Source organism: Aquabacterium sp. A08 (assembly GCF_011742065.1).
The window spans coordinates 23,527-44,662 of the sequence record NZ_JAAQQT010000582.1; the positions used below are offsets into that span (position 1 = coordinate 23,527).

The 21,136-nt window shown below is 61.9% G+C and carries 25 protein-coding genes and 1 pseudogene; 15 read left to right on the forward strand and 11 right to left on the reverse strand.

Going from position 1 to position 21,136, the window contains the following annotated elements:
* The first annotated feature begins 159 nt into the window (after positions 1–159).
* Entirely contained in the window at positions 160–774 is a 615-nt protein-coding gene (locus HA630_RS25600) for a glycine zipper 2TM domain-containing protein (protein WP_305792623.1), read from the forward strand.
* Positions 775–805: 31 nt separating this feature from the next.
* Here HA630_RS25600 and HA630_RS07210 read toward each other — a convergent pair whose 3' ends face one another.
* From HA630_RS07210 to HA630_RS07235, 6 genes are all read right to left on the reverse strand, one after another.
* A complete protein-coding gene (locus HA630_RS07210; RefSeq protein WP_166833699.1) occupies positions 806–1,267 on the reverse strand; it encodes a response regulator transcription factor in 462 nt (153 codons plus the stop codon).
* Positions 1,268–1,356: 89 nt separating this feature from the next.
* Complete coding sequence (locus tag HA630_RS07215; protein ID WP_166833701.1) at positions 1,357–1,506, reverse strand: lmo0937 family membrane protein; 150 nt, start codon at positions 1,504–1,506, stop codon at positions 1,357–1,359.
* 29 nt (positions 1,507–1,535) lie between these two features.
* A complete protein-coding gene (locus tag HA630_RS07220; protein ID WP_166833703.1) occupies positions 1,536–1,928 on the reverse strand; it encodes a hypothetical protein in 393 nt (130 codons plus the stop codon).
* A complete protein-coding gene (locus HA630_RS07225) occupies positions 1,925–2,638 on the reverse strand; it encodes a YqjD family protein (RefSeq protein WP_166833704.1) in 714 nt (237 codons plus the stop codon). The genes HA630_RS07220 and HA630_RS07225 overlap by 4 nt, the downstream gene beginning before the upstream one ends.
* 35 nt (positions 2,639–2,673) lie before the next feature.
* Positions 2,674–2,907 (reverse strand): glycine zipper 2TM domain-containing protein, encoded by a 234-nt coding sequence (locus tag HA630_RS07230; RefSeq protein ID WP_166833706.1) that lies wholly within the window; start codon positions 2,905–2,907, stop codon positions 2,674–2,676.
* A gap of 47 nt (positions 2,908–2,954) precedes the next feature.
* A complete protein-coding gene (locus tag HA630_RS07235; protein WP_371809224.1) occupies positions 2,955–3,257 on the reverse strand; it encodes a BON domain-containing protein in 303 nt (100 codons plus the stop codon).
* Positions 3,258–3,558: 301 nt separating this feature from the next.
* Here HA630_RS07235 and HA630_RS07240 point away from each other — a divergent pair, with 301 nt between their 5' ends.
* Positions 3,559–3,888: a DUF1840 domain-containing protein gene (locus tag HA630_RS07240; RefSeq protein ID WP_166833707.1), complete on the forward strand. Its 330-nt coding sequence runs from the start codon at positions 3,559–3,561 to the stop codon at positions 3,886–3,888.
* 589 nt (positions 3,889–4,477) lie between these two features.
* Here the strand turns inward: HA630_RS07240 and HA630_RS23505 are convergent.
* Together HA630_RS23505 and HA630_RS07250 are read right to left on the reverse strand one after the other, a co-directional pair.
* Positions 4,478–4,561, reverse strand: a pseudogene (locus HA630_RS23505) (integrase); the annotation flags it as partial.
* An 862-nt stretch (positions 4,562–5,423) separates the two neighbouring features.
* Positions 5,424–6,239, reverse strand: coding sequence for a YaiO family outer membrane beta-barrel protein (locus HA630_RS07250; RefSeq protein WP_166833709.1), 816 nt, complete (start codon positions 6,237–6,239; stop codon positions 5,424–5,426).
* 187 nt (positions 6,240–6,426) lie between these two features.
* On the opposite strand from HA630_RS07250, the gene glmM reads away from it, so the two are divergent.
* The gene (glmM, locus tag HA630_RS07255; RefSeq protein WP_243855389.1) at positions 6,427–7,812 is read left to right on the forward strand and encodes a phosphoglucosamine mutase; all 1,386 of its coding nucleotides are present in this window, start codon (positions 6,427–6,429) and stop codon (positions 7,810–7,812) included.
* Positions 7,813–7,842: 30 nt separating this feature from the next.
* Here the strand turns inward: glmM and wecB are convergent, their stop codons facing one another.
* Positions 7,843–8,988 (reverse strand): non-hydrolyzing UDP-N-acetylglucosamine 2-epimerase, encoded by a 1,146-nt coding sequence (gene wecB, locus HA630_RS07260; protein WP_166833710.1) that lies wholly within the window; start codon positions 8,986–8,988, stop codon positions 7,843–7,845.
* A gap of 239 nt (positions 8,989–9,227) precedes the next feature.
* Here wecB and HA630_RS07265 point away from each other — a divergent pair, with 239 nt between their 5' ends.
* From HA630_RS07265 to HA630_RS07295, 7 genes are all read left to right on the forward strand, one after another.
* Positions 9,228–9,536: a general stress protein CsbD gene (locus HA630_RS07265; protein WP_208300003.1), complete on the forward strand. Its 309-nt coding sequence runs from the start codon at positions 9,228–9,230 to the stop codon at positions 9,534–9,536.
* Complete coding sequence (locus tag HA630_RS07270) at positions 9,521–10,285, forward strand: GGDEF domain-containing protein (RefSeq protein WP_208300004.1); 765 nt, start codon at positions 9,521–9,523, stop codon at positions 10,283–10,285. The genes HA630_RS07265 and HA630_RS07270 overlap by 16 nt, the downstream gene beginning before the upstream one ends.
* Positions 10,286–10,320: 35 nt before the next feature.
* Positions 10,321–10,554 (forward strand): DUF2789 family protein, encoded by a 234-nt coding sequence (locus HA630_RS07275; protein ID WP_166833762.1) that lies wholly within the window; start codon positions 10,321–10,323, stop codon positions 10,552–10,554.
* A 76-nt stretch (positions 10,555–10,630) separates the two neighbouring features.
* Positions 10,631–11,995 carry a bifunctional UDP-N-acetylglucosamine diphosphorylase/glucosamine-1-phosphate N-acetyltransferase GlmU gene (gene glmU / locus HA630_RS07280; protein ID WP_166833764.1) on the forward strand — a complete coding sequence of 455 codons (1,365 nt, stop codon included), beginning with the start codon at positions 10,631–10,633 and terminating at the stop codon, positions 11,993–11,995.
* A gap of 145 nt (positions 11,996–12,140) precedes the next feature.
* Complete coding sequence (gene cls, locus HA630_RS07285) at positions 12,141–13,532, forward strand: cardiolipin synthase (protein WP_166833714.1); 1,392 nt, start codon at positions 12,141–12,143, stop codon at positions 13,530–13,532.
* 147 nt (positions 13,533–13,679) lie between these two features.
* Positions 13,680–13,895 (forward strand): glycine zipper 2TM domain-containing protein, encoded by a 216-nt coding sequence (locus HA630_RS07290; RefSeq protein WP_166833716.1) that lies wholly within the window; start codon positions 13,680–13,682, stop codon positions 13,893–13,895.
* A 73-nt stretch (positions 13,896–13,968) separates the two neighbouring features.
* Positions 13,969–14,208 (forward strand): hypothetical protein, encoded by a 240-nt coding sequence (locus HA630_RS07295; RefSeq protein ID WP_166833718.1) that lies wholly within the window; start codon positions 13,969–13,971, stop codon positions 14,206–14,208.
* A 41-nt stretch (positions 14,209–14,249) separates the two neighbouring features.
* Here the strand turns inward: HA630_RS07295 and HA630_RS07300 are convergent, their stop codons facing one another.
* Together HA630_RS07300 and HA630_RS07305 are read right to left on the reverse strand one after the other, a co-directional pair.
* The gene (locus HA630_RS07300) at positions 14,250–14,468 is read right to left on the reverse strand and encodes a CsbD family protein (RefSeq protein WP_166833720.1); all 219 of its coding nucleotides are present in this window, start codon (positions 14,466–14,468) and stop codon (positions 14,250–14,252) included.
* A gap of 51 nt (positions 14,469–14,519) precedes the next feature.
* The gene (locus tag HA630_RS07305) at positions 14,520–14,834 is read right to left on the reverse strand and encodes a BON domain-containing protein (RefSeq protein ID WP_166833722.1); all 315 of its coding nucleotides are present in this window, start codon (positions 14,832–14,834) and stop codon (positions 14,520–14,522) included.
* Between the two features lie 319 nt (positions 14,835–15,153).
* Here HA630_RS07305 and HA630_RS07310 point away from each other — a divergent pair, with 319 nt between their 5' ends.
* The 5 genes from HA630_RS07310 to HA630_RS07330 all read left to right on the forward strand — a co-directional run bounded on the left by HA630_RS07310 (position 15,154) and on the right by HA630_RS07330 (position 21,126).
* On the forward strand, positions 15,154–15,300 hold the full coding sequence (locus HA630_RS07310; RefSeq protein WP_166833724.1) for a lmo0937 family membrane protein: 147 nt from the start codon (positions 15,154–15,156) through the stop codon (positions 15,298–15,300).
* A 66-nt stretch (positions 15,301–15,366) separates the two neighbouring features.
* A complete protein-coding gene (locus HA630_RS07315) occupies positions 15,367–16,404 on the forward strand; it encodes an AI-2E family transporter (RefSeq protein WP_243855391.1) in 1,038 nt (345 codons plus the stop codon).
* Between the two features lie 90 nt (positions 16,405–16,494).
* The gene (locus HA630_RS07320; RefSeq protein WP_166833728.1) at positions 16,495–17,487 is read left to right on the forward strand and encodes an IS5 family transposase; all 993 of its coding nucleotides are present in this window, start codon (positions 16,495–16,497) and stop codon (positions 17,485–17,487) included.
* A 321-nt stretch (positions 17,488–17,808) separates the two neighbouring features.
* Positions 17,809–18,528, forward strand: coding sequence for a Crp/Fnr family transcriptional regulator (locus HA630_RS07325; protein ID WP_166833730.1), 720 nt, complete (start codon positions 17,809–17,811; stop codon positions 18,526–18,528).
* Between the two features lie 33 nt (positions 18,529–18,561).
* Positions 18,562–21,126: a chemotaxis protein CheB gene (locus HA630_RS07330; RefSeq protein ID WP_166833732.1), complete on the forward strand. Its 2,565-nt coding sequence runs from the start codon at positions 18,562–18,564 to the stop codon at positions 21,124–21,126.
* Positions 21,127–21,136 lie beyond the last annotated feature (10 nt).

Sequence of the window (21,136 nt, forward strand, 5' to 3'; positions counted from 1 at the left end):
CCTTGCGCCACTGCGGCGCGATCGGGGCTGCCGGGGTGTGTTCGGTGGTGCACAGACCCCTGGGCCCCGCAGGGCTAGCCTGAGGGTTGCGAACGGCGGTGGACATCTCGTGTCATCCCTTTCGTTGAACCGTTCGTTCCCAACGTCAGGAGCGTCATCATGACCACCCGCCTCCCCTTCTCCCCTCTGACCCGCCTGTGCATCGCCGTCGTGCTGGCACCGGTTCTCTCGGGTCTGTCCGCTTGTGTCGCACCGCCAACCGCCCAGCGGTACCCGGCCACTGTCCGGCCCAGCTATCCGGTCGCCGAGCCGGCCCCCGTGCGGCGAGACTACCGGCGTGCGCCCAACGAACAGCTGTATGAGGCGAAGGTCCTGTCGGCTCGCGCCGTGATGATCGCTGGCGGCCAGCGGTGCTGGATCGAGCGCGAAGAGGTGCCGCCGCAGCGCAGCGGTTCGACCAATGTCCCTGGCGCGCTGGCCGGCGCGGTCATCGGCGGCATCCTGGGCCACCAGATCGGCGGCGGCACCGGCCGGGACCTAGCCACCGTAGGGGGTGTGGTGGCCGGTGCGGCGATCGGTTCACAGGTCGGCCAGCCGTCGCAGGACGGACGGACCACCCAGGACGTCCAGCGCTGCAGCCCGACGGGCAGCCGTGACCAGGTCGACTACTGGGATGTAACCTACGAATTCCGCGGCATCTTTCATCGCACCCAGCTGAGCTACCGACCTGGGCAGACGGTGACCGTCAACGCCCGGGGCGAACCGCGGGAGTGAGCCCGTGGGGACCCCAGACCGGCCGCAGCCTTCAGGCGACGATGGGGTCTGGGTGCGTGAGCAGCGCCGTCAGGGCGCAGCAACGCGAGGTGCTCACGAGCCAGTCTTCGGTGCACTGCTGCAAGCGCTGCTCTAGGGTGCGCTGGTGCGCGAGCAGTGTCCGGTGCACCTGCTGGGCTTCGAGCAGGTGGTGCATGCGGGTCAGCAGCTCGACCGGATCGAACGGCGTGCTGATGCAATCCCGGGCGCCGGCCTGCAAGGCCCGCCAGGGCTCGCCCGGCCCCGTTGTGATGGCCAGTACGGGGGGCGGCGATGTCCCGCCCAGGTCGGCCAGGGCATCAAAAATCTGCAGGTCGGACAGGCGCAGGTGCAACAGGATGAGGTCGAACGGCGTGCGCAACCCCGCGATGCTGGCCGGTGGGTGGCTGCCACACACCCGCGCATAGCCCGCGCCGCGCAGCACGCCTTTGAGCTGGCTGACCTGGCTTGGCATTGCGCTGACGATCAGGATGCGCGCCTCGTGAGGTGTCGGTGCGGCAGGGCCACCGGCCGATGCGGCCGGTGGCAGGGAGCGGAAGATGGTCACAGCGGCCCGCGTCCCTGAATCAGGCGCAGCAACACCATGACGACGGCGATCACCAGCAGGATGTGGATGAAACCGCCCAGGGTGGTGGCGGTGACCAGACCCAGCAGCCAGAGGACGAGCAGAACGACGGCGATGGTGTACAGCATGGTGGTTCCTTGTGGGGGGTGAGTGGGGTTCAGCGTGGCGGAAGGTGGTGGGACGAACGGTTCCACCACCATAGGGCCAGACCGGTGAAGCCCACCGTCACCAGGGTGATCCTGGGATGGCGGCGGGCGAGCGAGAGAGCGACGTCCAGCGGGCGCAGGGCGCTGTCCCCGGCGTGGGACGAGCGGCCCGAGCGCAGCCACGCCTGTGCCAGTGCGCCGAGCACCACGGCAGTGCCCGGGTGGGCGCGCAGGCTGCCCAGCAGCGGCAGTGCGCTGCGCACGGCACAGTCCAGTGACGACGACGCAGCAGGCGCCTGAAGGCCTTGTTCCAGCCAGAGGGCTATCTGTGCCCGGCTCTGGGCCAGGCGCAGCTGGGCGCTGCTGGTGGGCAGGGTCCGGGCAACCGGTGCGGGCGTGTTCATGGTGTGGTGTGGCGGGCCAGCAGGTCCGCGTCTTCGGCCAGCTGTGTGCGCAGCCGGGCGAACGGCTCGCCACTGCGGTGGGCCTGTGCTCGCCAACCCGCCCACTGCCCCACGACCGCGGGCAGCAGCGGCGTGGTCACGAACAGCCACGCGGCCGGTGCTGTACCCGGCGCCCGCGCAGACCAGAGCAGCAAAGCCACCCCGGCCAGCACTACCGCGACGGCCAGACTCAAGGCGCTGGCGAGCTGCCACAGCAGGCGCCGCTGCACGGCGGCCGCGCCGATGAGCAGATCTTCCGACGCCAGCCCGGCATAGGCCCCCACATGCCCTGCCAGCAGCATGGGTTGCGCCGCGGCGAGGCGGAACACGGGATGGATCATGTGCCTGTGCGCCGTGGAACAGTGACCGCCGCCCCGATGGCGACTGAACAGCGCCAGCAGGCCCATGAGTCCCGCGCCCACTGCGGCCGCGATCAGCACGGACTTGATCGGCTCGTGCTGGATGTAGTCGGCGGTGGCCTGGCGCGCGTGCGAAGACTTTTCGCGCAGCTGCTGCAAGGCGGCACCGGTATGGGCGCGGGCCGTGCCCAGACCATCGAGCCCCTGCTGGGCCAGGTGCTGCGTGGACCGGATGGCCTGCTCGGTGCTCAGGGCGGCCTCATGGGCCAGGTTCGAGGCGTCGTCGCCGATGGATTGGACGGTGGTGTTCATGACGGACTTTCGTGGATGGAGCGGGGACGGCCGGCTCACTTCTTTTCTTCGATCTGACTGCCGATCACGCCGCCGATGGCGGCGCCACCGAGCGTGCCAAGGGTGCCACCGCCGGTCAGCACGGAGCCGCTGACGGCACCGACGCCCGCGCCGATAGCGGTGTTCTTGTCCTGTTCCGACATGCCGGCACAGGCCACCAGGCCCAGTGATAGGACGAGCGCGGCAACCCCGTGGATGCGGCGCGCTAAGGGGTGGTGTGGTGAGATCATGAGAGGCCTCCGGATGGTTGCAAGAGCGGCATGGTCTGCACGCCGGTTCACTTCAGGCGCATGTCGTTGCGCACCGCACGCACACCACTGATGGTCTGCACCAGTTTCACCGCATGCTGGATGTCGGTGGCCGAGTTGACGAAGCCGCTGAGCTGGACGACGCCTTTGAAGGTCTCGACGTTGATTTCGGCCGACTTGAGCGCCGCGTCGTTGAAGATGGCCGTCTTAACCTTGGCGGTGATGGCGGTGTCGTCCATGTACTGGCCGGTGCTTTCCTGGGTTGAAGTGGAGGCGCAGCCGGACACAGCGGTGAGCACGGCTGCAGCGGAGGCCGCAGCGATCAGGAGGATGGAGAGGCGTTGGGTAACGGTTTTCGTGAGAGGCTTTCGTTGGCGGTGGAGGGGCGGCGCACACCACGGGGATGGCACCGCAGGGCCATGTCTGCACGGGACCCATGGCCGCACAGTGAGGCCCACCACCCGGCGCGTCTGTGCGCTGGCGAACCCACTGGTTTCCTCATCGCGTCCCGTTTGACCATCTGGTTTGCACAACGCGGCCGGTTGGCGTACGCTGGTAATTACTGCTGTGGACACTGTGATGTGCGATGAACCGATCGTCCACTGCCTCAGTCACTCCGACTGAAAGCTGCCCATGTTGTACCGATTCAAATCCCAGGCCACGGCCGATCTCGTCATGCTGGTTGCCGATGCCCAGGGTGCGCTGCGGCTGATAGGTAAAGACCTAACGCCAGAGGGTGTGATCAGCCCAGATCAGCTGCCTTGGGCCATCGACATCCTGCAGCATGCCTGGCGTGAAGACAATGACTTGGGTTTGCGGGAAGACACATATGCGACGGAACAGCTCGCCGAGCAGGACGATGAAAACCCCGATGTCCGGCTGTCACAACGACTGGTGCCGCTTGTGAACATGCTGGAACTGGCGAACAAAGCCCAAGTGGCAGTTGTGTGGTCGGCGTCCTGACCGCTCGACTTCGTAGCCCGACTTAGGCTCCCTTAAACAGCTCAGCCTGTGTGCGCTGGCGATCGGGGTGCGCACGGGCATGTGGGCGGGCTGCCACCACCCACACCACCAGCATTGCGTGATGCACTGCGCGCTGGTGGCGGGGGCCGTAACAGGGGTACTCTGTCTTTACCTTGGGCCGCTTCTGGCTGCCGCTGTAGGGCTGGTGGTCCCGTGTGCTGATCGACGTGTTCACGCACTCGGCCGACTTCTATCCATCCCCGGTTTTCTATCCGGTGACCTATTGGAGGTTCGATGGCATCGCCTGGAACACCCCCGTGGTTCATGGTCACCAACTACCTCGTCATTACCATTGCAACCGTAGTCATTCTTCGTCGGAAATCGCGGACCCGATAAGCCGTACTGAAAGTCATCAGCCGTTCTGGCTTGGTTTCGTGCCCAGCAAACTGCGGCGGACGGACTTCGGCGCGCGGCAAGCCTGCACGACTGGTGCCGCATGGGAAAAGAACCCCGGTCCAATCCGACTGCCTATGGCACCTCTTGGGGTCGGCTCCCAGTGTCCGTGGCAGTGGTGCCATCAACGCCATCGTCAAATTTCTGTCTGCTCGGATATTTCAAGGGCGTCATCGACTTCGATACCCAGATACCTCACAGTGGACTCCAGCTTGGCGTGTATTGCAGCCTGGGGTAGAACGTAACCTGGGTTTAAGTGACCTTGCGCGCGCGATGTGACGCGCCCAGACTGCGGCCGTGTTGTCCAAAGCGTTCTGGTCCAAACAGTTCAGCACGAATCGGTTCCATCGCCTTGCCGCTGCGTGCCTCCAGAACGCGGGCGATATCCTGAGGAATCCAGTCCGCGTGGTCGCGTAGGCTTCGCAGCCGCTTGGCCGCCATGCCCTAGCGCACCAGCCAAACAACCAGCGCAAGCAGCGATATCACCGCAGCAGCCGTTACCACACGCGCTGCCAGAAGAGCCTGCAGGGAATCCACACCACCGCGCCAGGCGAGCCAGGTGCTGCGCAAGCCCTGGCACAGGTTCAGGTGCTCGCTCAGGGCCGAGTATTCGCGAGGTGAGATATCCGCAGGGTGCCCCAGGGACGAGGTGCTCCAGCGAGGAACACGGGAGTGGGGCATGGTTTGACCGGGCATGATCAGCTCCTGGTTGGGTTGCGTATGGGGGCTCAGCGAGCGGGCTCTTCTGATACCGAGGTGTCCGGCGGGGCGGTGTGGCGCAGATGGAGAATCTGTCGCGGGGCGCGAGCCGTTTTGGCGTCGTCTGGCGTCGTGGCCGAACGGCTTGGTGTCGAGTTCGCCGATTCGGCTTCAAGCCGACGCGCGGGGCGCCGTTGTGTGATGACATTCGGGGGTTGTGCGAAAAGAGACATCGTTGTCACTCCTGGTGGATCAGAGCAAAGCGCTACTACGCGCGACAGGTGCCAGCGGGTGATCGGCCAGCGCGGGAACCGGTTGCCATTCGGCTCCACTTCGGCGTGAACGTCTGTGCGCAAACGAACCCATGACGGTGCATTGGGGGGCTAAGGCAGTTCCCAAAACAGAGCCAGTGTTGCGCCTTTGCGAACGTAATAGGGGTTGCTGTAGCGCTCCAGTGCCGCTGTGATGCCCCATCTCGGTCCAAGCCAGTGACGAAAACTGAGCTGTGACTGTCGGCTGTCGAAGTTGACCAGCGAAGCACCGCCGCCAATTGCCTGATAACCCTCGGCCCCCCAGCCGTAGCGCGCGGTGACCTGCGTCTTACCCGCATGCCCCCAGGTCGCAGCCAGAAACTGTTGGCGCGTTTTCACGCTGCCCGGCGAGCTGTTGTTAAAGCGGATCTCGCCTTGAATCACCCAGGGCGCATCGAAATAGTAGGTGGCTCCCAGGCTGATGTTGCGGTCAACGTGGTCATCAGGCGCACGGTAATAGCCTGCGCCAAGTGTTGCAATCAGTTGCCGCCCAGCCAGTAACTTGCGGTTGATAAAGGCATCAACGCGGTAGCTTGGCAGGTAACTTGCACCGTCACCCGCGCCGATGGACAGCGTGGCGAACCAGTCCTCGTCAATGGTCACGGTGTCCGACAAGCCCACGTAGAGCCCGTTTTCCCCGAAGCGTTTCATGGCGGCCGCCTCCATGCCCAGCACATGGTTGCCCACGCCGACGTGACCACGCACGCCAGTTTCGTACCAGTCTTCGTAGCCGTTGCTCAGTGACTGGGTATTGACGTAGGCCTCAATACCCGCGGTCGGAGCGGGTGGCTCGGGCGCATCGTCAGCGTCCTGTGCGCGTGCAACCCATGGGCTGGCCGCGGCGAGTGCAAAGACAAGGGTTGACCAACAGGTGTGAGCAAGGTTCATGGAGCTTGTCGCCTAGGGATGAAAAAGCCATGGTCGTGTTTCTGGCCTCGCACCGTCTGTGCGCTAGCGCACGTGAGCACGCCGGTTCGCCAGCGCACAGACCGGGTCCCCGATGGCGCCTACCGTTACTGCTCGTCTTGGCCTGTGGTCAGGTCATTTGGCGAAACCCTTTCATTGAGGACAACCCATGACAAAGCAGAAAATGTTTGGAACCGACGGCGTGCGTGCCCAGGTAGGTGCCGAGCCCATGACGCCGCAGACCATCATGCGGCTGGCACACGCTGCCGGTCATTTGCTCAGCCGGCGGCACAGCGGCCGAAAACCCCGGCCCGTGGTTGCCGTCGGCACCGACACACGGGGGTCGGCCCCCATGTTCGAAGCCGCCTTGCAGGCCGGGTTTTCAGCTGCCGGTGTGGATACCGTCATGTGCGGAGAACTGCCGACACCAGGCGTTGCCTATGTGACCCGCATGCGCGGGTACCAGGCGGGTGTGGTGGTGAGTGCTTCCCACAACCCCTTCGATGACAATGGCATCAAGTTCTTTTCAAGCACTGGCGACAAACTGCCTGACGACTTGGAGGCCGAAATCGAACGAGCCATGGATCAGCCCATGGTCTGCAAGCCGTCATCCCAATTGGGGCGGGTATCTCACTTGCCCGAAGCGGCTGATCTCTATATCGAATTCTGCAGGCAAGCCCTGCCGCGGGGGGTTCACCTGCGTGGAATGAAAGTCGTGGTGGACGCAGCCCATGGGGCTTGTCACCGCATCGCACCCGCAGTGTTTCGGCAACTGGGCGCACACGTCGTTGCGGTCGGCGTCTCGCCAGACGGTCAGAACATCAACGACAGGGTCGGCGCCACGGCACCCAAGCACCTCAGCCGCGCCGTGCAAACGCACCATGCAGACCTTGGTGTCGCGTTAGATGGCGATGGTGACCGTCTCGTGGTGGTCGATGCCCAGGGCCGGATCTACGGTGGCGACGAGCTGCTGTACGTTCTGGCCGTTGACGGCCAGATCAATGACGGCCTGCAGGGCGGGGTGGTGGGTACGGTGATGAGCAACCAAGGGCTTGAGCTGGCACTGATTCGCAGAGGGCTGGACTTTGCCCGTTCTGCTGTGGGTGACCGCCATGTGCTGGACCTGCTGCGGCAGCGGGGGTGGCGCCTGGGAGGCGAGGGATCGGGGCACCTCATCGGGCTCGACTGGCACAGCACTGGTGACGGCGTGATGTCGGCGTTGCGGGTGGTGGCAGCAATGAAACGCTCGCGTTGCAGCCTGGCCCAGCTCTGTGCAGACCTGAACATGAACGCCCAGTGCCTGGTCAATGTGCCCTTGCCCGCTGGCGCGCCGATGGTTGATGGCGCCTGGATGTCCAGCTTCCAGCAGCGCGCGGAACAGGCGCTCGGCGGTGACGGACGGGTTCTGCTCCGGGCTTCTGGCACCGAGCCGGTGGTTCGCGTGCTGGTGGAGTGCAGTACAGCGGCCAGGGCACAACAAATGGCCAACCGCTTTGCTGATGAGGTCAGCCGCTCTTTGGCCCCGCCGGTGGCGCGCCAGGCCGCGGTGGCCTGACGCTCGACTGTTATGCCGCCGTGGACCGCGTCAGTGGTCCGCGGTGAGCCGGTCCGCAATGTGGCTCGCCGCGTGGCCATCGCCGAACGGGCTGTGGCTCAGTTGCATGCTGCGGTAGGCCGCATCATCGTTCAGCAGCCTTGAAGCCTGCCTCACCATGCATTCAATATCGGTTCCCACCAGTACCGCCCCCCCAGCCTGTACCAGTTCCTGGCGTTCGGTGCTGTCCCGCGCAATCAGCACCGGACGCGCCAGCGCCGAGGCCTCTTCCTGTATGCCACCCGAGTCCGTGAGGGTGAAGTGACAGCGCTGCAACAGGGTGATGAGGGCAGGGTAGTCCACCGGTTCGGTCAGGCACACGCGTGAGCGCAAGGCAGCGGGCAGTGCTGCAATGACTGGCTCCACCACTTTGCGCACCGCGGGGTTGGGGTGCAGGGGCCAGACCACGATGAGGTCCGGGTGTGCTGCCAGCAATTGCCCTATCGCCGAGGCAATGTTGCGAATCGGCGTTCCCCAGTTTTCCCGGCGGTGCGCGGTCACGAGCATCAGCTTTTGGTCTGGGTGGGCCGCCAGAAAAGCCCCAATGCTTGGGGGCAGGGCCTTGGGCGTGGTCGAGCTCGCTGTACCCAGGCGCCGCTGCGTCCAGCGTGCGGCGTCGATCACGGTGTTGCCCACCACCGAAATGCGCGCATCGGCAATGCCTTCGCGCAGGAGGTTCTCGCGCGTGCCGGGTGTTGGGGCGAAATGCCAGTGCGCAAGTCTCGCAATCAGTGCCCGGTTCTGTTCTTCCGGGAACGGTTCGCGCATGCCGGTGCGCAGGCCTGCTTCTACGTGCGCAACTGGCTTGTCATGGTAATAACCACTCAAAGCCCCCACCAGCGCAGATGTCGTGTCGCCCTGCACCAGCACCACGTCAGGCTGCGTGTCGGAAACCACCCGGTCAACCCCTTCGAGCAGCAGCGCAGTCAGATCACCCAGGCGGCTGGTGCGCCGCGGTGATGTCAGGCGAATGTCTGGGCCCATGCTGAAGAAGCGGTAAAGCTCCTCGGCAACGGCCTCATGCTGACCTGTGTGCAACACCACCACGCGATTTCCGCGTTGCTTCAGTTCATGGTGCAACGGAGCCATTTTGATGATTTCGGGGCGGGTGCCTAGGCAAGCGAGGTAGGTTTTCATGTGGTCTTTCAAAGTCGTGTGGCGCGCATCAGGTTGGAGCGCAGGTCTTTCACAGCCTGCCGCATCGTGGGGTGAGCGCCCGACACCGTCTGTTCGACAACGCACCTACGCCATGTCGCGTGCTTTAGCGCACAGACCAATTCAGTTTCAGGCATGACATTGCAAGGCGGCGACGGTCGTTTCACCGGCCGCCCATCTCTTACCCGAAGCCCGTTTTGGGGCTATGTAAAGGACCACCCATGAACTGGAACCTCATGCAAGGAAATTGGGCACACATCGCAGCGCGAGCACAGGAACGCTGGGGCCGTCTGATAGATGACGATGTGCGGCCGGTCCCCAATCAGCGTGAATGGCTGTTGGAACGGATCCAAATGCGCTACGGCGTGCTGCAAGACGAAGCTGAGCGGCAAATCCTCAATTGGGAACGGCGAGTCACCGAGGCCTGGTTTCGCCGTCCTGTCGCGTCCGCTCAAAGGGTGGCGGACGTCGATGGCTCAGTATTGGCTGGTTGTCGTGTCCAGGAGAGTCCTGAATGTCACATTCGATAGCCTGGTCAGATCTGGCCGTGACGCTGCGCGACGCATGTGTGGCGGAGCCGCCCATGCCCCTGCATGGCATCGCGGCCACCTTGGCCCCATGTCCGTTTGCCGACAGCGATGGTCAGAAGGAACAAACGCGATGCCAACAGTTGCAACTGGCGCTGACAGAGTCGCAGTGTCAGCTGGCACAGGTGCGCGCACAGTTGGAACACACCCTCCAGGGTGAACGCGCTGCCCGGTTTCTGGCCAACCACGACGGCCTGACGGCACTGCCGAACCGCAGGGCATTTTTGGACCGGCTCACCGTTGCCTTGAGCAGCAGTGCAGCAAAAACAGGTCGGCTGGCGGTGATGTTCATCGACCTAGACCACTTCAAGTCCATCAACGACACCTTTGGGCACAGTGTGGGTGACAAACTGCTTGCTGTCGTCGGTGCCCGCCTGTCCCAAGTCATTCGCGCAGACGACTTGGCCGCGCGTTTAGGGGGAGACGAATTTGCGTGCCTGCTGACGCACGCCCCATCATCTGCGCACATTGCGCGCGTAGCGAACAAGCTCTTCGAGGGCATAGCAGCGCCAGTACAGCTGGGGAGCTTGAGCCTCCAGGTGCAGCCCAGCATCGGTATTGCGACCTCCCGCAACGGGCGGGCCACCGACGCCGAACAGCTGATGAAGTGTGCTGACCGGGCCATGTACCGCGCCAAGAGGCTGCAGTGCCGCTACTCATTCGCGAAGCAGCCCGGCGAGGCCGCGGGGTGAGCATTCGCCAACAAGCAAATTACTCGACGCACCGTATGACACCCCACACGCATGACTTGACCGATTTGTTCGATCAACTCGGAATATCCAGCGACCGACATTCCATTGCCCACTTCATCCGATGCCACACCGTCTTGGGCAACGGCACGCTCTTGCAGGATCGCGCCTTATGGAGTGTGTCCCAGTCAACATTCTTGCGCGAGGCCATCGATCAGGACGGCGATTGGGCCATCGTTGTGAATCAGCTCAATGCGGCGCTGCATCACTGATTCATACGTTCCCGTCTTGACGGCGGTACTCAGGAAAAAGGAGCTTCCCGTGAGCATTCCAGTTGATGTTGTTGTAATGGCCGCCGGCAGGGGAACGCGTATGAAAAGTGCGCGCCCCAAAGTGTTGCACCGTTTGGGCGGAAAAGCCTTGGCCCTGCATGTGCTTGAATGTGCGGCACAAGTCGGTGCCCGTCAGGCGATCATCGTCACAGGCCATGAAGCCGAGCAGGTCGAGCGGGCATTGTCTGGGGCCATTGCAGGCCTGGCGTTGCACTTTGTTCGCCAGGAGCCGCAGATCGGTACGGGCCACGCCGTCATGCAGGCCATGCCGAATTTGACCAATGACGGCATCACCCTGGTTCTTTCGGGCGATGTGCCCTTGACGCGCCCCGAAACACTGAAGGCGCTGATACAGCTGGTCCAGGGTGACGCCCTGGCGTTGCTCACCCTCGACCTTCCAGATTCCACAGGTTATGGCCGCATCGTGCGCAACAGCCATGGCGAGCCGCTCGCCATCGTCGAGCACCCCGACGCTACAGCGGCGCACCGCTACATTACCGAGGTCTACAGCGGCATCATGGCTGTGCCGACGCGTTTGCTTCGCCCATGGCTGGCCCGCCTGGACAACCGCAACGCTCAGGGCGAGTATTACCTGACCGATGTGGTCAAACTCGCCGTGGCAGATGGCGTACCGGTACGTGCCCACCGCATTCAGGACGCAGCGCAAGTGTTGGGCGTGAACACCCAGCAGCAGCTGACACAGCTGGAACGCATCTTCCAGGCACGCATCGCCGACGACTTGATGACCCAGGGAGTGCACCTGGCAGATCCGGCACGCCTGGACGTTCGTGGTACGTTGAGCTGCGGGCAGGACGTCGAAATCGACATCAACGGCGTATTTGAAGGGCAGGTCACGCTTGGTCACCGAGTACGAATTGGTGCCAACTGTTTCATTGCCAATACCACCGTCGGGGACGACACGGTGATACACCCATTCACACACATCGACGGCGAGCGCCCAGGAGTGACCGTAGGAACTGGGGCGCAGATCGGTCCCTTTGCCCGTCTGCGCCCGGGGGCTCAGCTCGGCGCTGACGTGCACATTGGCAACTTCGTGGAAGTCAAAAACTCCACGCTCGCCGCTGGTGCCAAAGCCAACCACCTGGCCTACCTGGGTGACGCCACCGTTGGCGAACGGGTGAATTTTGGCGCGGGCAGCATCACCGCCAACTACGATGGTGCGCACAAGCACCGAACAGTGATTGAAGCCGACGTGCATGTTGGCAGCAACTGCGTGCTGGTGGCGCCGGTGACACTGGGTAGTGGCGGTACGGTCGGGGGCGGCTCAACGGTCACCCAGAACACCGCCGCCGGTGCATTGACAGTGGCACGAGCCCGTCAAGTGAGTGTGGCGGACTGGTCTCGCCCTAAAAAAAGCTGACTGGAACCCCGCTGCGACCCCTTGGCCCGGTATGGCCGCGGCATCGATGCGCCCATGGCGTAGCGTGCGACACCGCACAGACGAACCGTGCTGCTCGGGAAGATCGTGGCTTCTCTGAGCAAAATTTCGAATAAGTTGCGACTGCATGCGTCTATTTCGCCACCTTCTTGTATCAGCAATCGCATTGCTGGGGCTGGCCATTCTTTGGGGCTGCAGTAGCCTGCCGGTGATCGTTCCGGACTTGGGCTTGCGACGTGGTCCGCCGGTTCAACTTGAAGGTGCGCGCGGCCCATTGTCCGCCGCCCAGAGCAAGTCCATTCTGGACAGACTCAGCCAAAGCGGTCAGCCGACCGACATCTTCTCGCGGCATCTGGCCCTGGAAGAAGCCTTGGTTGGCAGCCCCTTGACCACAGGCAACCGCGTACTTCTGTTGCAAGACGGCCCATCCACTTACCAGGCAATGCTGGCCGCCATCAGCGCGGCACAGGACCACATCCACATGGAAACCTACATCCTTGAGGACGATGAGGTCGGACAGCGTTTTGCACAGGCCTTGATCGAAAAACAGCAGCAGGGGGTTCAGGTGCGCCTGATTCGTGACAGCGTGGGCACCATGGGCACCTCTGAGACTTTTTTCCGTCGTCTGATGGAAAGCGGAATCCAGGTGCTCGAGTTCAATCCCATCAATCCGGCGGCTGTGCGCACGGAATGGCTGCTCAATCAGCGTGACCACCGCAAGCTGATGATTGTGGACGGGCGCACGGCGTTCCTCGGCGGCATCAACATCAGCAGCGTCTATTCTGGTGGTTCTTTCAGCCGGGCGTCCCGTGTGCGGCCGGGTGGCGAAGCCAGCTGGCGCGACACCGATTTGCAGCTGCAAGGTCCTGCCGTGGCCGAGTTGCAGAAGCTTTTCCTGGCCACATGGGAGGCGCAGAAGGGTGAGCCGCTTCAGTCCCTGAATCACTTTCCCGAACCCGTGCCCGCTGGGCACCAGGTGGTGCGGGTCATAGCCAGTTCACCCGAAGAACCCTACAGCCTGATCTATGCCACGCTGCTGTCTGCGATCGGCAGTGCCGAAAGCAGCGTGTACCTCACCAACGCGTACTTCGTACCCGATCCACAGTTGCTGGCTGCCCTCATGGACGCTGCGGCGCGCGGCGTCGACGTCAAGCTGATCTTGCCCAGTCAAACCGATTCGTGGCTCGTTTTCCACGCCGGCCGGGGCTACTACGACCTCTTGCTTACTGCCGGGGTCAAGATCTACGAGCGGCGCGGGGTGATCCTGCATTCCAAGACGGTTTTGATCGACGGCGTATGGGCCACGGTAGGTTCAACCAATCTCGACTGGCGCAGCTTCTTGCACAACCATGAACTCAATGCGGTGGTATTGGGGGGGGAGTTTGGGCAGCAGGTGAACGCCATGTTTGCCAAGGACCTGGCAGCGTCCAACGCGATCGTTTTGGAGCAGTGGCGCCGCCGTTCGTTGGACCTACGCTTGAAGGAAGCTTTCGCCCGTTTATGGGCGTACTGGCTTTGACAGAGGGCCCCCGTTCTTGCTCCGCGCGCTGTGTGTCGTGGCAGACAGACGGACTTCTCCGGTGCGGATAGCCTGTACTTGCAGGTGTTGGATTGTGTGCCATCTCGTCACTACGACAACATCCTGGAGAGTATTAGAGGTTTACCCATGAAAACAACCAAGCGCTATGTGTTCTGCGCAGTGGTCATCTCCACTTTTCTGGGGTTGGCGGGCTGTTCCGGCATGACTCAGCAAGAAAAAAACACCGCCATCGGCGCGGGCGTCGGAGCCGTTGGTGGTTCCATCCTGACAGGGGGCAGCACTGCAGGCACTCTGGGGGGTGCAGCCATTGGAGGGGTGATCGGCCATGAGGTTGACAAGTGACTCTTCGCTGGGAAAGGGTGCGCTGCGTACCATGCGGCGCCCTTCGATGACTGTTTGAATCAAAGGTAACACGATGTCTGATCTGAAAAAAACCACGAAAGCCACACTGGCCATGCTTGTCGTTCTTGGCGCGTTGGCTGGTTGCCAGAAAAAAGACGAAGGTCCAGCAGAAGCAGCGGGAAAACAGATCGATCAAGTTATTGAGAAATCGGGTGAAAAAGTCGATCAGGCCACTGGCGCGATAGGCAAGAGCATCGAGCAAGCCGGCCAGAACATGCAGGACTCGACTACCCGGGAAGATGGCAAGCAGTGAAGCGGACGGGGCTGCCGCAGCAGCCTTTACACCTGACCAGTTCAGGGTTCGAACCAGCGTTGAGCGGTTTTGGGTGCTTCCGCAGACGGCAGCTTGTCAGCGCTGTCGCTGAGCGAACCGCGAATTTTTTGCAGTTTTCCTGCGAGCTGGTCTCGGCGGCCAGACAGTACGTACAGGTTGTTGCGGGTCAGCTTGCCCCACTGTTCCTGTGCTTTGCCTGACAGTTGTTTCCAGCTGCCTTGCAGCATGTTCCATTCCATGGGTGTTTGTCCCTTGATGTGAAAGCATGGGCATTTGCCCATGCACTGTGTTCAGGGACGGATCAAGATTTCGTTTCTCACAGCACGCACGCCGCTGACGGAGCGCGCAATGCTTTCCGCGCGTTGCTTTTCCAGCGCGTTCTTCGCAAAGCCAGACAACATCACCGTGCCGTTGAGTGTTTCTACGCTGATGGACGAGCCTGCCACATCCTTGTCTTCGAAGAAGCGGGACTTCACTCGTGTCGTGATGGTGGTGTCATCCACATAAGCACCCAAAGTCTCCTGGCCGCGAGTGACCGCGCAACCAGACATGGTGAGCAACGCCAGGGCCGCAACGGCCGCGATAAGGGGAGTGCGAATGGTCATGAAGAGCCTCTTTTGAGTGATGCATCAGGGTACGCGTGGCAGCTCACACTGGTCTCGCGTCTTCCTCTGGCTTGGGGACACAACATGGCCAGCAGGTGATGCAAGGCTACGCCGATGTGCGCTGCTGTCTGTGCGCAACCGCACCCAAGCGCGGCCAACGGGCAACTCATGTGCATAGAGGGCCCTGACAACACTTGCCTGTTGCGTACCGTGGCGCACAGACGGCGCCCGCCTGCGCAGCAAGACTCCCTATCGAAGCACCGCGGTGCGCCATGCGGCGCAACCTGAACGAGTGCACGATCATGCAAAGGAACATGCAATGCTTGGAACAATCGCACTTATTCTGGTGATCCTGTGGTTGCTGGGGCTGGTTTCTTCCTACACCTTGGGGGGCTACATCCACATCCTCCTGGTGATTGCCGTGGTGGTGATTCTGTTTCGGTTGATCCAGGGGCGGCGGCTTTAAGCGAGGGGTATGCAGCCGCCACCTCCGTCAGGGGCATCCCCGCAGTCCCACCAGCAAAACGGGTCGATGTGGCTGCTGTTGACCGGGGCGACCCTGGCCTTTGCGTGGGTCCTGCGGCCCTTTTTCGGCTCGATCATGTGGAGCATCATCATCGCGTTGATGTTCTCGCCATTGTTTCGCTGGATGTTGCCGCGTCTAAGGTATCAGCGCACGTTGGCAGCTCTGGTCACGCTGTGCGTGGCACTGCTCATCGTGGTGCTGCCCCTTGCCATCGTCACCACTTTGGTCGCCATGGAGGCTTCAGGCGGCTATGCCCGCATACAGTCCGGTGAATGGAAACCCTCGCGCTACTTTTACGCCTGGTTTGCCATGTTGCCTGGCTGGGCATTGGCGGTGCTGGAGCGGATTGGTCTGGCCGACGTTGAAGCCTTGCAGCAACGGCTCGACGCCGGGTTTGCGCAGGGCATACAGTGGATAGCGACGAACGCTCTCAATATCGGGCAGAACACGCTGGGGTTTGTAGTCAGCTTGGTCATTACCCTATACCTTGCGTACTTCCTGATTCGTGACGGCGAGCAGACGGTGCTGGAACTGCGGCGGGCGATTTCGTTGGCGCCGGCGCACCAGCAGGTCTTGATCGAAAAGTTCGCCACCGTCATACGGGCGACGGTCAAAGGCAGCCTGTTGGTGGCCGTCATTCAAGGGGGCCTTGGTGGGTTGGCTTTCTGGTTTCTTGGCGTGGGCGAAGCGCTGCTGTGGGGTGTGCTCATGACCTTCCTGTCGCTTCTTCCCGTGTTGGGGTCAGCGCTGGTATGGCTGCCCATGGTGCTGTACTTTCTTGCCACGGGCGCCTTGTGGCAAGGTCTCGCTTTGCTGGCTTTTGGTGCGCTGGTGATTGGTCTGCTAGACAACGTTCTGCGCCCCATTCTGGTTGGGCGAGACACGCGCATGCCTGGTTACCTCGTGATGATGGCCACGCTTGGAGGCATCACGCTGTTTGGCCTGAATGGCTTGATCCTTGGTCCGCTAATTGCTGCGATGTTCATCGCGGTCTGGCACATCTATTCGGTGTCCAGGAATGTTTTGGCTCCGCGGCGGGAATGAGCAAACCGTCTTTCTGCCAGAGCTTGGAAGATCTTAGGGAAGGTCTGCATAACCCCCGGCGGTGACCATAGGAAGTGAGACAGTATCGGCATGAAACAGATGAGCCTGGGCAGCACCGGATTCGAGCGCAAGACCAAGCGCACGCGCAAGCGCGAGTTTTTGGACGAGATGAGCCTGGTGGTACCCTGGTCTGAACTGGTGGCGCTGGTGACGCCGCACGCACCTGCGCGTAGCGCCAAGGGTGGCCGCCCACCGTTCCCCGTTGAAACCATGCTGCGCATCCACTTCTTGCAGCATTGGTTCAACCTGTCGGACCCGGCCATGGAAGAGGCGCTGTACGACACCCCGATGTTTCGGGAGTTTGCGGGGCTCGACATGGGCGAAGACCACCTGCCCGACGAGAGCACCATCCTGCGCTTTCGCCACCTGCTGGAGGCTCACCATCTGAGCGTGCAAATACTGGCCACCGTCAACGCCACGCTGACAGCCAAGGGCTTGCTGCTCAAGCAGGGCACGGTAGTGGATGCCACGCTGATTGCCGCGCCCAGTTCCACCAAGAACCAGGATGGGGAGCGTGACCCCGAGATGCACCAAACCAAGAAGGGCAACCAGTGGCACTTCGGTATGAAGGCGCACGCCGGCGTCGATGCCGATTCGGGGTTGGTTCACAGCGTAGCGACCACGGCGGCCAACGCCCACGACGTCACACAGGCCCATGCTTTGCTCCACGGTGAAGAAACCGATGTCTTTGCCGACTCGGGTTACCGGGGCGTGGACAAGCGCGAAGAAATTCAGGCCCAACACCCCGACGTGAACTGGCATATCGCGATGATGCCGGGCAAGCGCAAGGCCATGGACAAGAGCACGCCCATGGGTGCCGTCCTGGAGAAGCTGGAGCAGACCAAGGCACGCATCCGGGCCAAGGTGGAGCACCCGTTTCGGGTCATCAAGCGGCAGTTCGGTTTTGTGAAGGTGAAGTACCGTGGGCTGGCCAAGAACACGGCCAACCTGGTGACGCTGTTCGCCCTGTCCAACCTGTGGATGGTGCGCAAACGGCTTTTGAACATGGGGGCGCAGGGATGAGTGCGCCCGAAATGGGCCAGAGGGCCGCAAACGGGGCGCAAATCGACCCGAAATCGCCGCAGATGAACCCAGAAATGTCGTCATCTGAAAAATCAACCGACAACGGCCGCGTCAGCGGTGGTTGTGCAGACCTTCCTTAGAAACCGCCAGGCGCTGTCATCTCGCGCGCGCAGCGCAATTGGAGTAACATTTTTGATTGGTGCGCCAGCGCACATACGCTACACCGGCAGAGTGTTAATGTTGCATTTTTGGGCGTTATAAAAAGCGATTTTGCTCATGACCTTGTTGCGTTTTATTTCGCAATACACAGGGAGAAAACGCATGGATTGCAACTCCAACCGCCGGGACAACCGGTTGCTGGCTTGTTTACCTGAAATCATTTGGCAGCGTTGGTTGCCACAACTGGAACTGGTGGATTTGCCATTAGGGCAGGTGCTCTGCGAGTCGGGAAGAACCATGCAACATGTTTTTTTTCCGCTGGATTCCATCGTTTCCTTGCTTTACGTGCTGGAGGACGGTGCTTCTGCCGAGATCGCTGTAGTGGGCAATGAGGGTTTGGTCGGCATCTCGATTTTCATGGGGGGCGAGTCCACCACCAGCCGGGCAGTGGTGCAAAGCTCTGGCAAGGGTTTGCGCATGCGTGGTCAAGCCATCAAGGATGAGTTTGACGCGCTGCCAGCTGTGACCCATCTGCTCATGCGCTATACCCAGGCCTTGATCACCCAGATGGCCCAGACCGCGGTATGCAACCGGCACCATACGGTTGACCAGCAACTGTGCCGTTGGTTGTTGATGAGCTTGGACCGCCTGAATGGCAACGAGCTGATCATGACCCAGGAGCTGATTGCGAACATGCTGGGTGTGCGCCGTGAGGGCGTGACCGAAAGTGCCTTGAAGCTGCAGCGCGCCGGTTTGATACGCTACGCGCGTGGTCACATCACGGTATTGGATCGCCCCGGACTGGAGCGGCGTACCTGCGAGTGTTACCAAGTCGTCAAGACGGAGTACGATCGGCTGTTGCCCGCCAAGATAGCCATCTAGGGCCCTCCGTCCACAACGCCACATACCTATTGCATGGGCCCAAGCAACGCTTACCGTAACAATGGCAGGCTAGGTGCCACACGCATCGTCGGGGTGGGTGCATCGGCAGGCGGGTTGGCAGCGCTGGATGAGTTTTTTGCCAACGTTACCGCAGACAGTGGATTGGCCTACGTCGTCGTGCAGCACATGGACCCGACGCACGAGGCCATGCTCGCGACGCTGTTGCAGCGAGTCACCACGCTTCCCGTTCGTGAAGTGTCGCAAGCCATGGCGGTGGAGCCCAACACCGTCTACGTCATTCCCCCAGGACGTGAGCTCACGCTCGCGCAGGGGCGGTTGCATCTGAGTCGCGTGCGCCAGCCCAGAGGCTTGGGCTTGCCTGTTGACGTGCTGTTTCATTCGCTGGCGCAAGAGCAGCGGGATCAATCGATTGGGGTGATTCTCTCTGGCATGGGGTCGGACGGCACGCGAGGCCTGCAGGCAATCCAGCGCCAAGGTGGTCTTACCTTTGCGCAGGACCCCAGTTCCGCACAATTCAATTCCATGCCCCAAAGTGCCATTGCTTCGGGCTGCGCTCTTGTCGTGGCGCCACCGAGAGAACTGCCTCGGCGCATCTGCGCGGCCATCGACCAGACAGAGCTGACTCCCCAGGGCGTTGAGCCGCTGCCAAAGCACGCCCCTCAGGCGCTTGACAGCATTCTTGGCCTCCTGCGTGATCACTGCAAGCACGATTTGTCGCTTTACAAGACGAGCACCTTGCTGCGCCGGATTGAACGGCGTGTGCTGGTGCACGGCCTGGACTCTTTGGAGACCTACGTCACATTCTTGCAAAACAACCCAGGCGAGCTTGATCTGTTGTTTGCCGAAATGCTGATCGGTGTGACGAGTTTCTTTCGCGACCCATCGGTATGGCTTGATCTGAAGGAAACGGTGTTTCCCAAACTGATGGCGCAAACCCATGCTGCAACCCATCTACGGGCCTGGGTGGTGGGCTGTTCTACTGGCGAAGAGGCTTACTCGTTGGCCATGGTGTTTCGGGAGGTGCAGCGCGCAACGCCAGGCGCGGAGCACCACACCTTGCAGATCTTTGCCACAGACCTGAGCGCCGACGCAATCGCCGTGGCGCGCAAAGGCTGGTACCCGGCCAAGGCACTGGATGGCATGGATCCCGGCCGCCGCACTCTTTTCTTCACCGAGCAAGACGGGGGCTTTCAGGTCAGCAAAAGCATTCGCGACATGGTGTTGTTCGCGCAGCACGATGTCATCCTAGATCCCCCCTTCACCAAGCTCGATCTGCTGTCCTGTCGCAATGTATTGATCTACTTCAAGGCAGCGTTGCAACACCGCTTGATGCCGTTGTTCCACTTCAGCCTCCGCGCTCACGGTGTGCTGCTGCTGGGCGGCTCCGAGACCGTGGGACGCACGCAATCGTTGTTCACACCGCTGAACGCCAAGTCGCGGCTTTACGTGCGCAACGATCACGCTTCGAGTGCGGGTGTCATCGATTTCCCCATCAATCGCCATTCGCCGTCGCGCAAGACGGTGCCGGAGACCCTTGTGTCCAAATCCCCCACGCACGCAGGCAACCTACAGGCCCTGGCCGACCAGCTGCTGCTGCAGGCCTTTTCTCCACCCGCTGTGCTGGTGAACTCGGCCGGCGACATCATCTACATCAGCGGGCGCACCGGCCGCTACCTGGAGCCCGCAGCAGGCAAGGCCAACTGGAATATCCATGTGATGGCCCGCCCCGGCATACGCACCCAGCTGGCAGTGGCACTGCGCCAGGCGCTGCAAGAGCGCGGCTCCGTGGAGTTGACCGGGTTGCAGCTGGACGAGGACCGTTCGCACGTGCTGAACATCACTGTTCAGGCAGTCAAAGAACCCCAGGCACTGCAGGGCATGGCCATGGTGGTTTTCCGGGAAGTGGCTGTCCCCAAGAGGAGCCGGTCCATACATGCAGCAAATACCTCTGCCGATGCCGTTGCCATGGCGCAAGCTCTGGCGCGGGCCAATGAGGAAATTCGTGCACTGCGCCAGGAAATGCAGGCTTCCCAGGAGGAGCTGCAGGCAGCCAACGAGTCGTTGCAATCCGCGAATGAAGAACTGCAGTCGGCCAACGAGGAGCTGACCACCTCCAAGGAAGAGGCGCAGTCCATGAACGAGGAGCTGCAAACCATCAACGGAGAGCTGCAGACCAAGCTTGACGACCTCTCGCTCGCGCAAAGCGACATGCAGAACCTGCTCAACAGCACCGACATTGCCACGCTGTTTCTGGACAATGAGTTGAACGTGAGGCGTTTCACCGAGCAGGCCACCAGCATCTTTCATCTGCGCGACGGTGACATCGGGCGGCCGCTGAGCGACTTGGCCAGTACGCTTACCTACCCTGAGCTCCACAACGATGTTCAGGAGACGCTGCGTACCTTGGTGTCCAGTACGAAACAAGTCGAGACCTCCAACGGGCGTTGGTTCTCGGTCCGCATCATGCCCTACCGAACGCTCACCAACATGATTCAGGGCGCGGTGCTTACGTTTGTCGACATCACCAAGTCGAAAGAACTGGAGTTTCGCCTGCGCGAGGGCTATAGTCAGTCTTGAGCGGTACTTT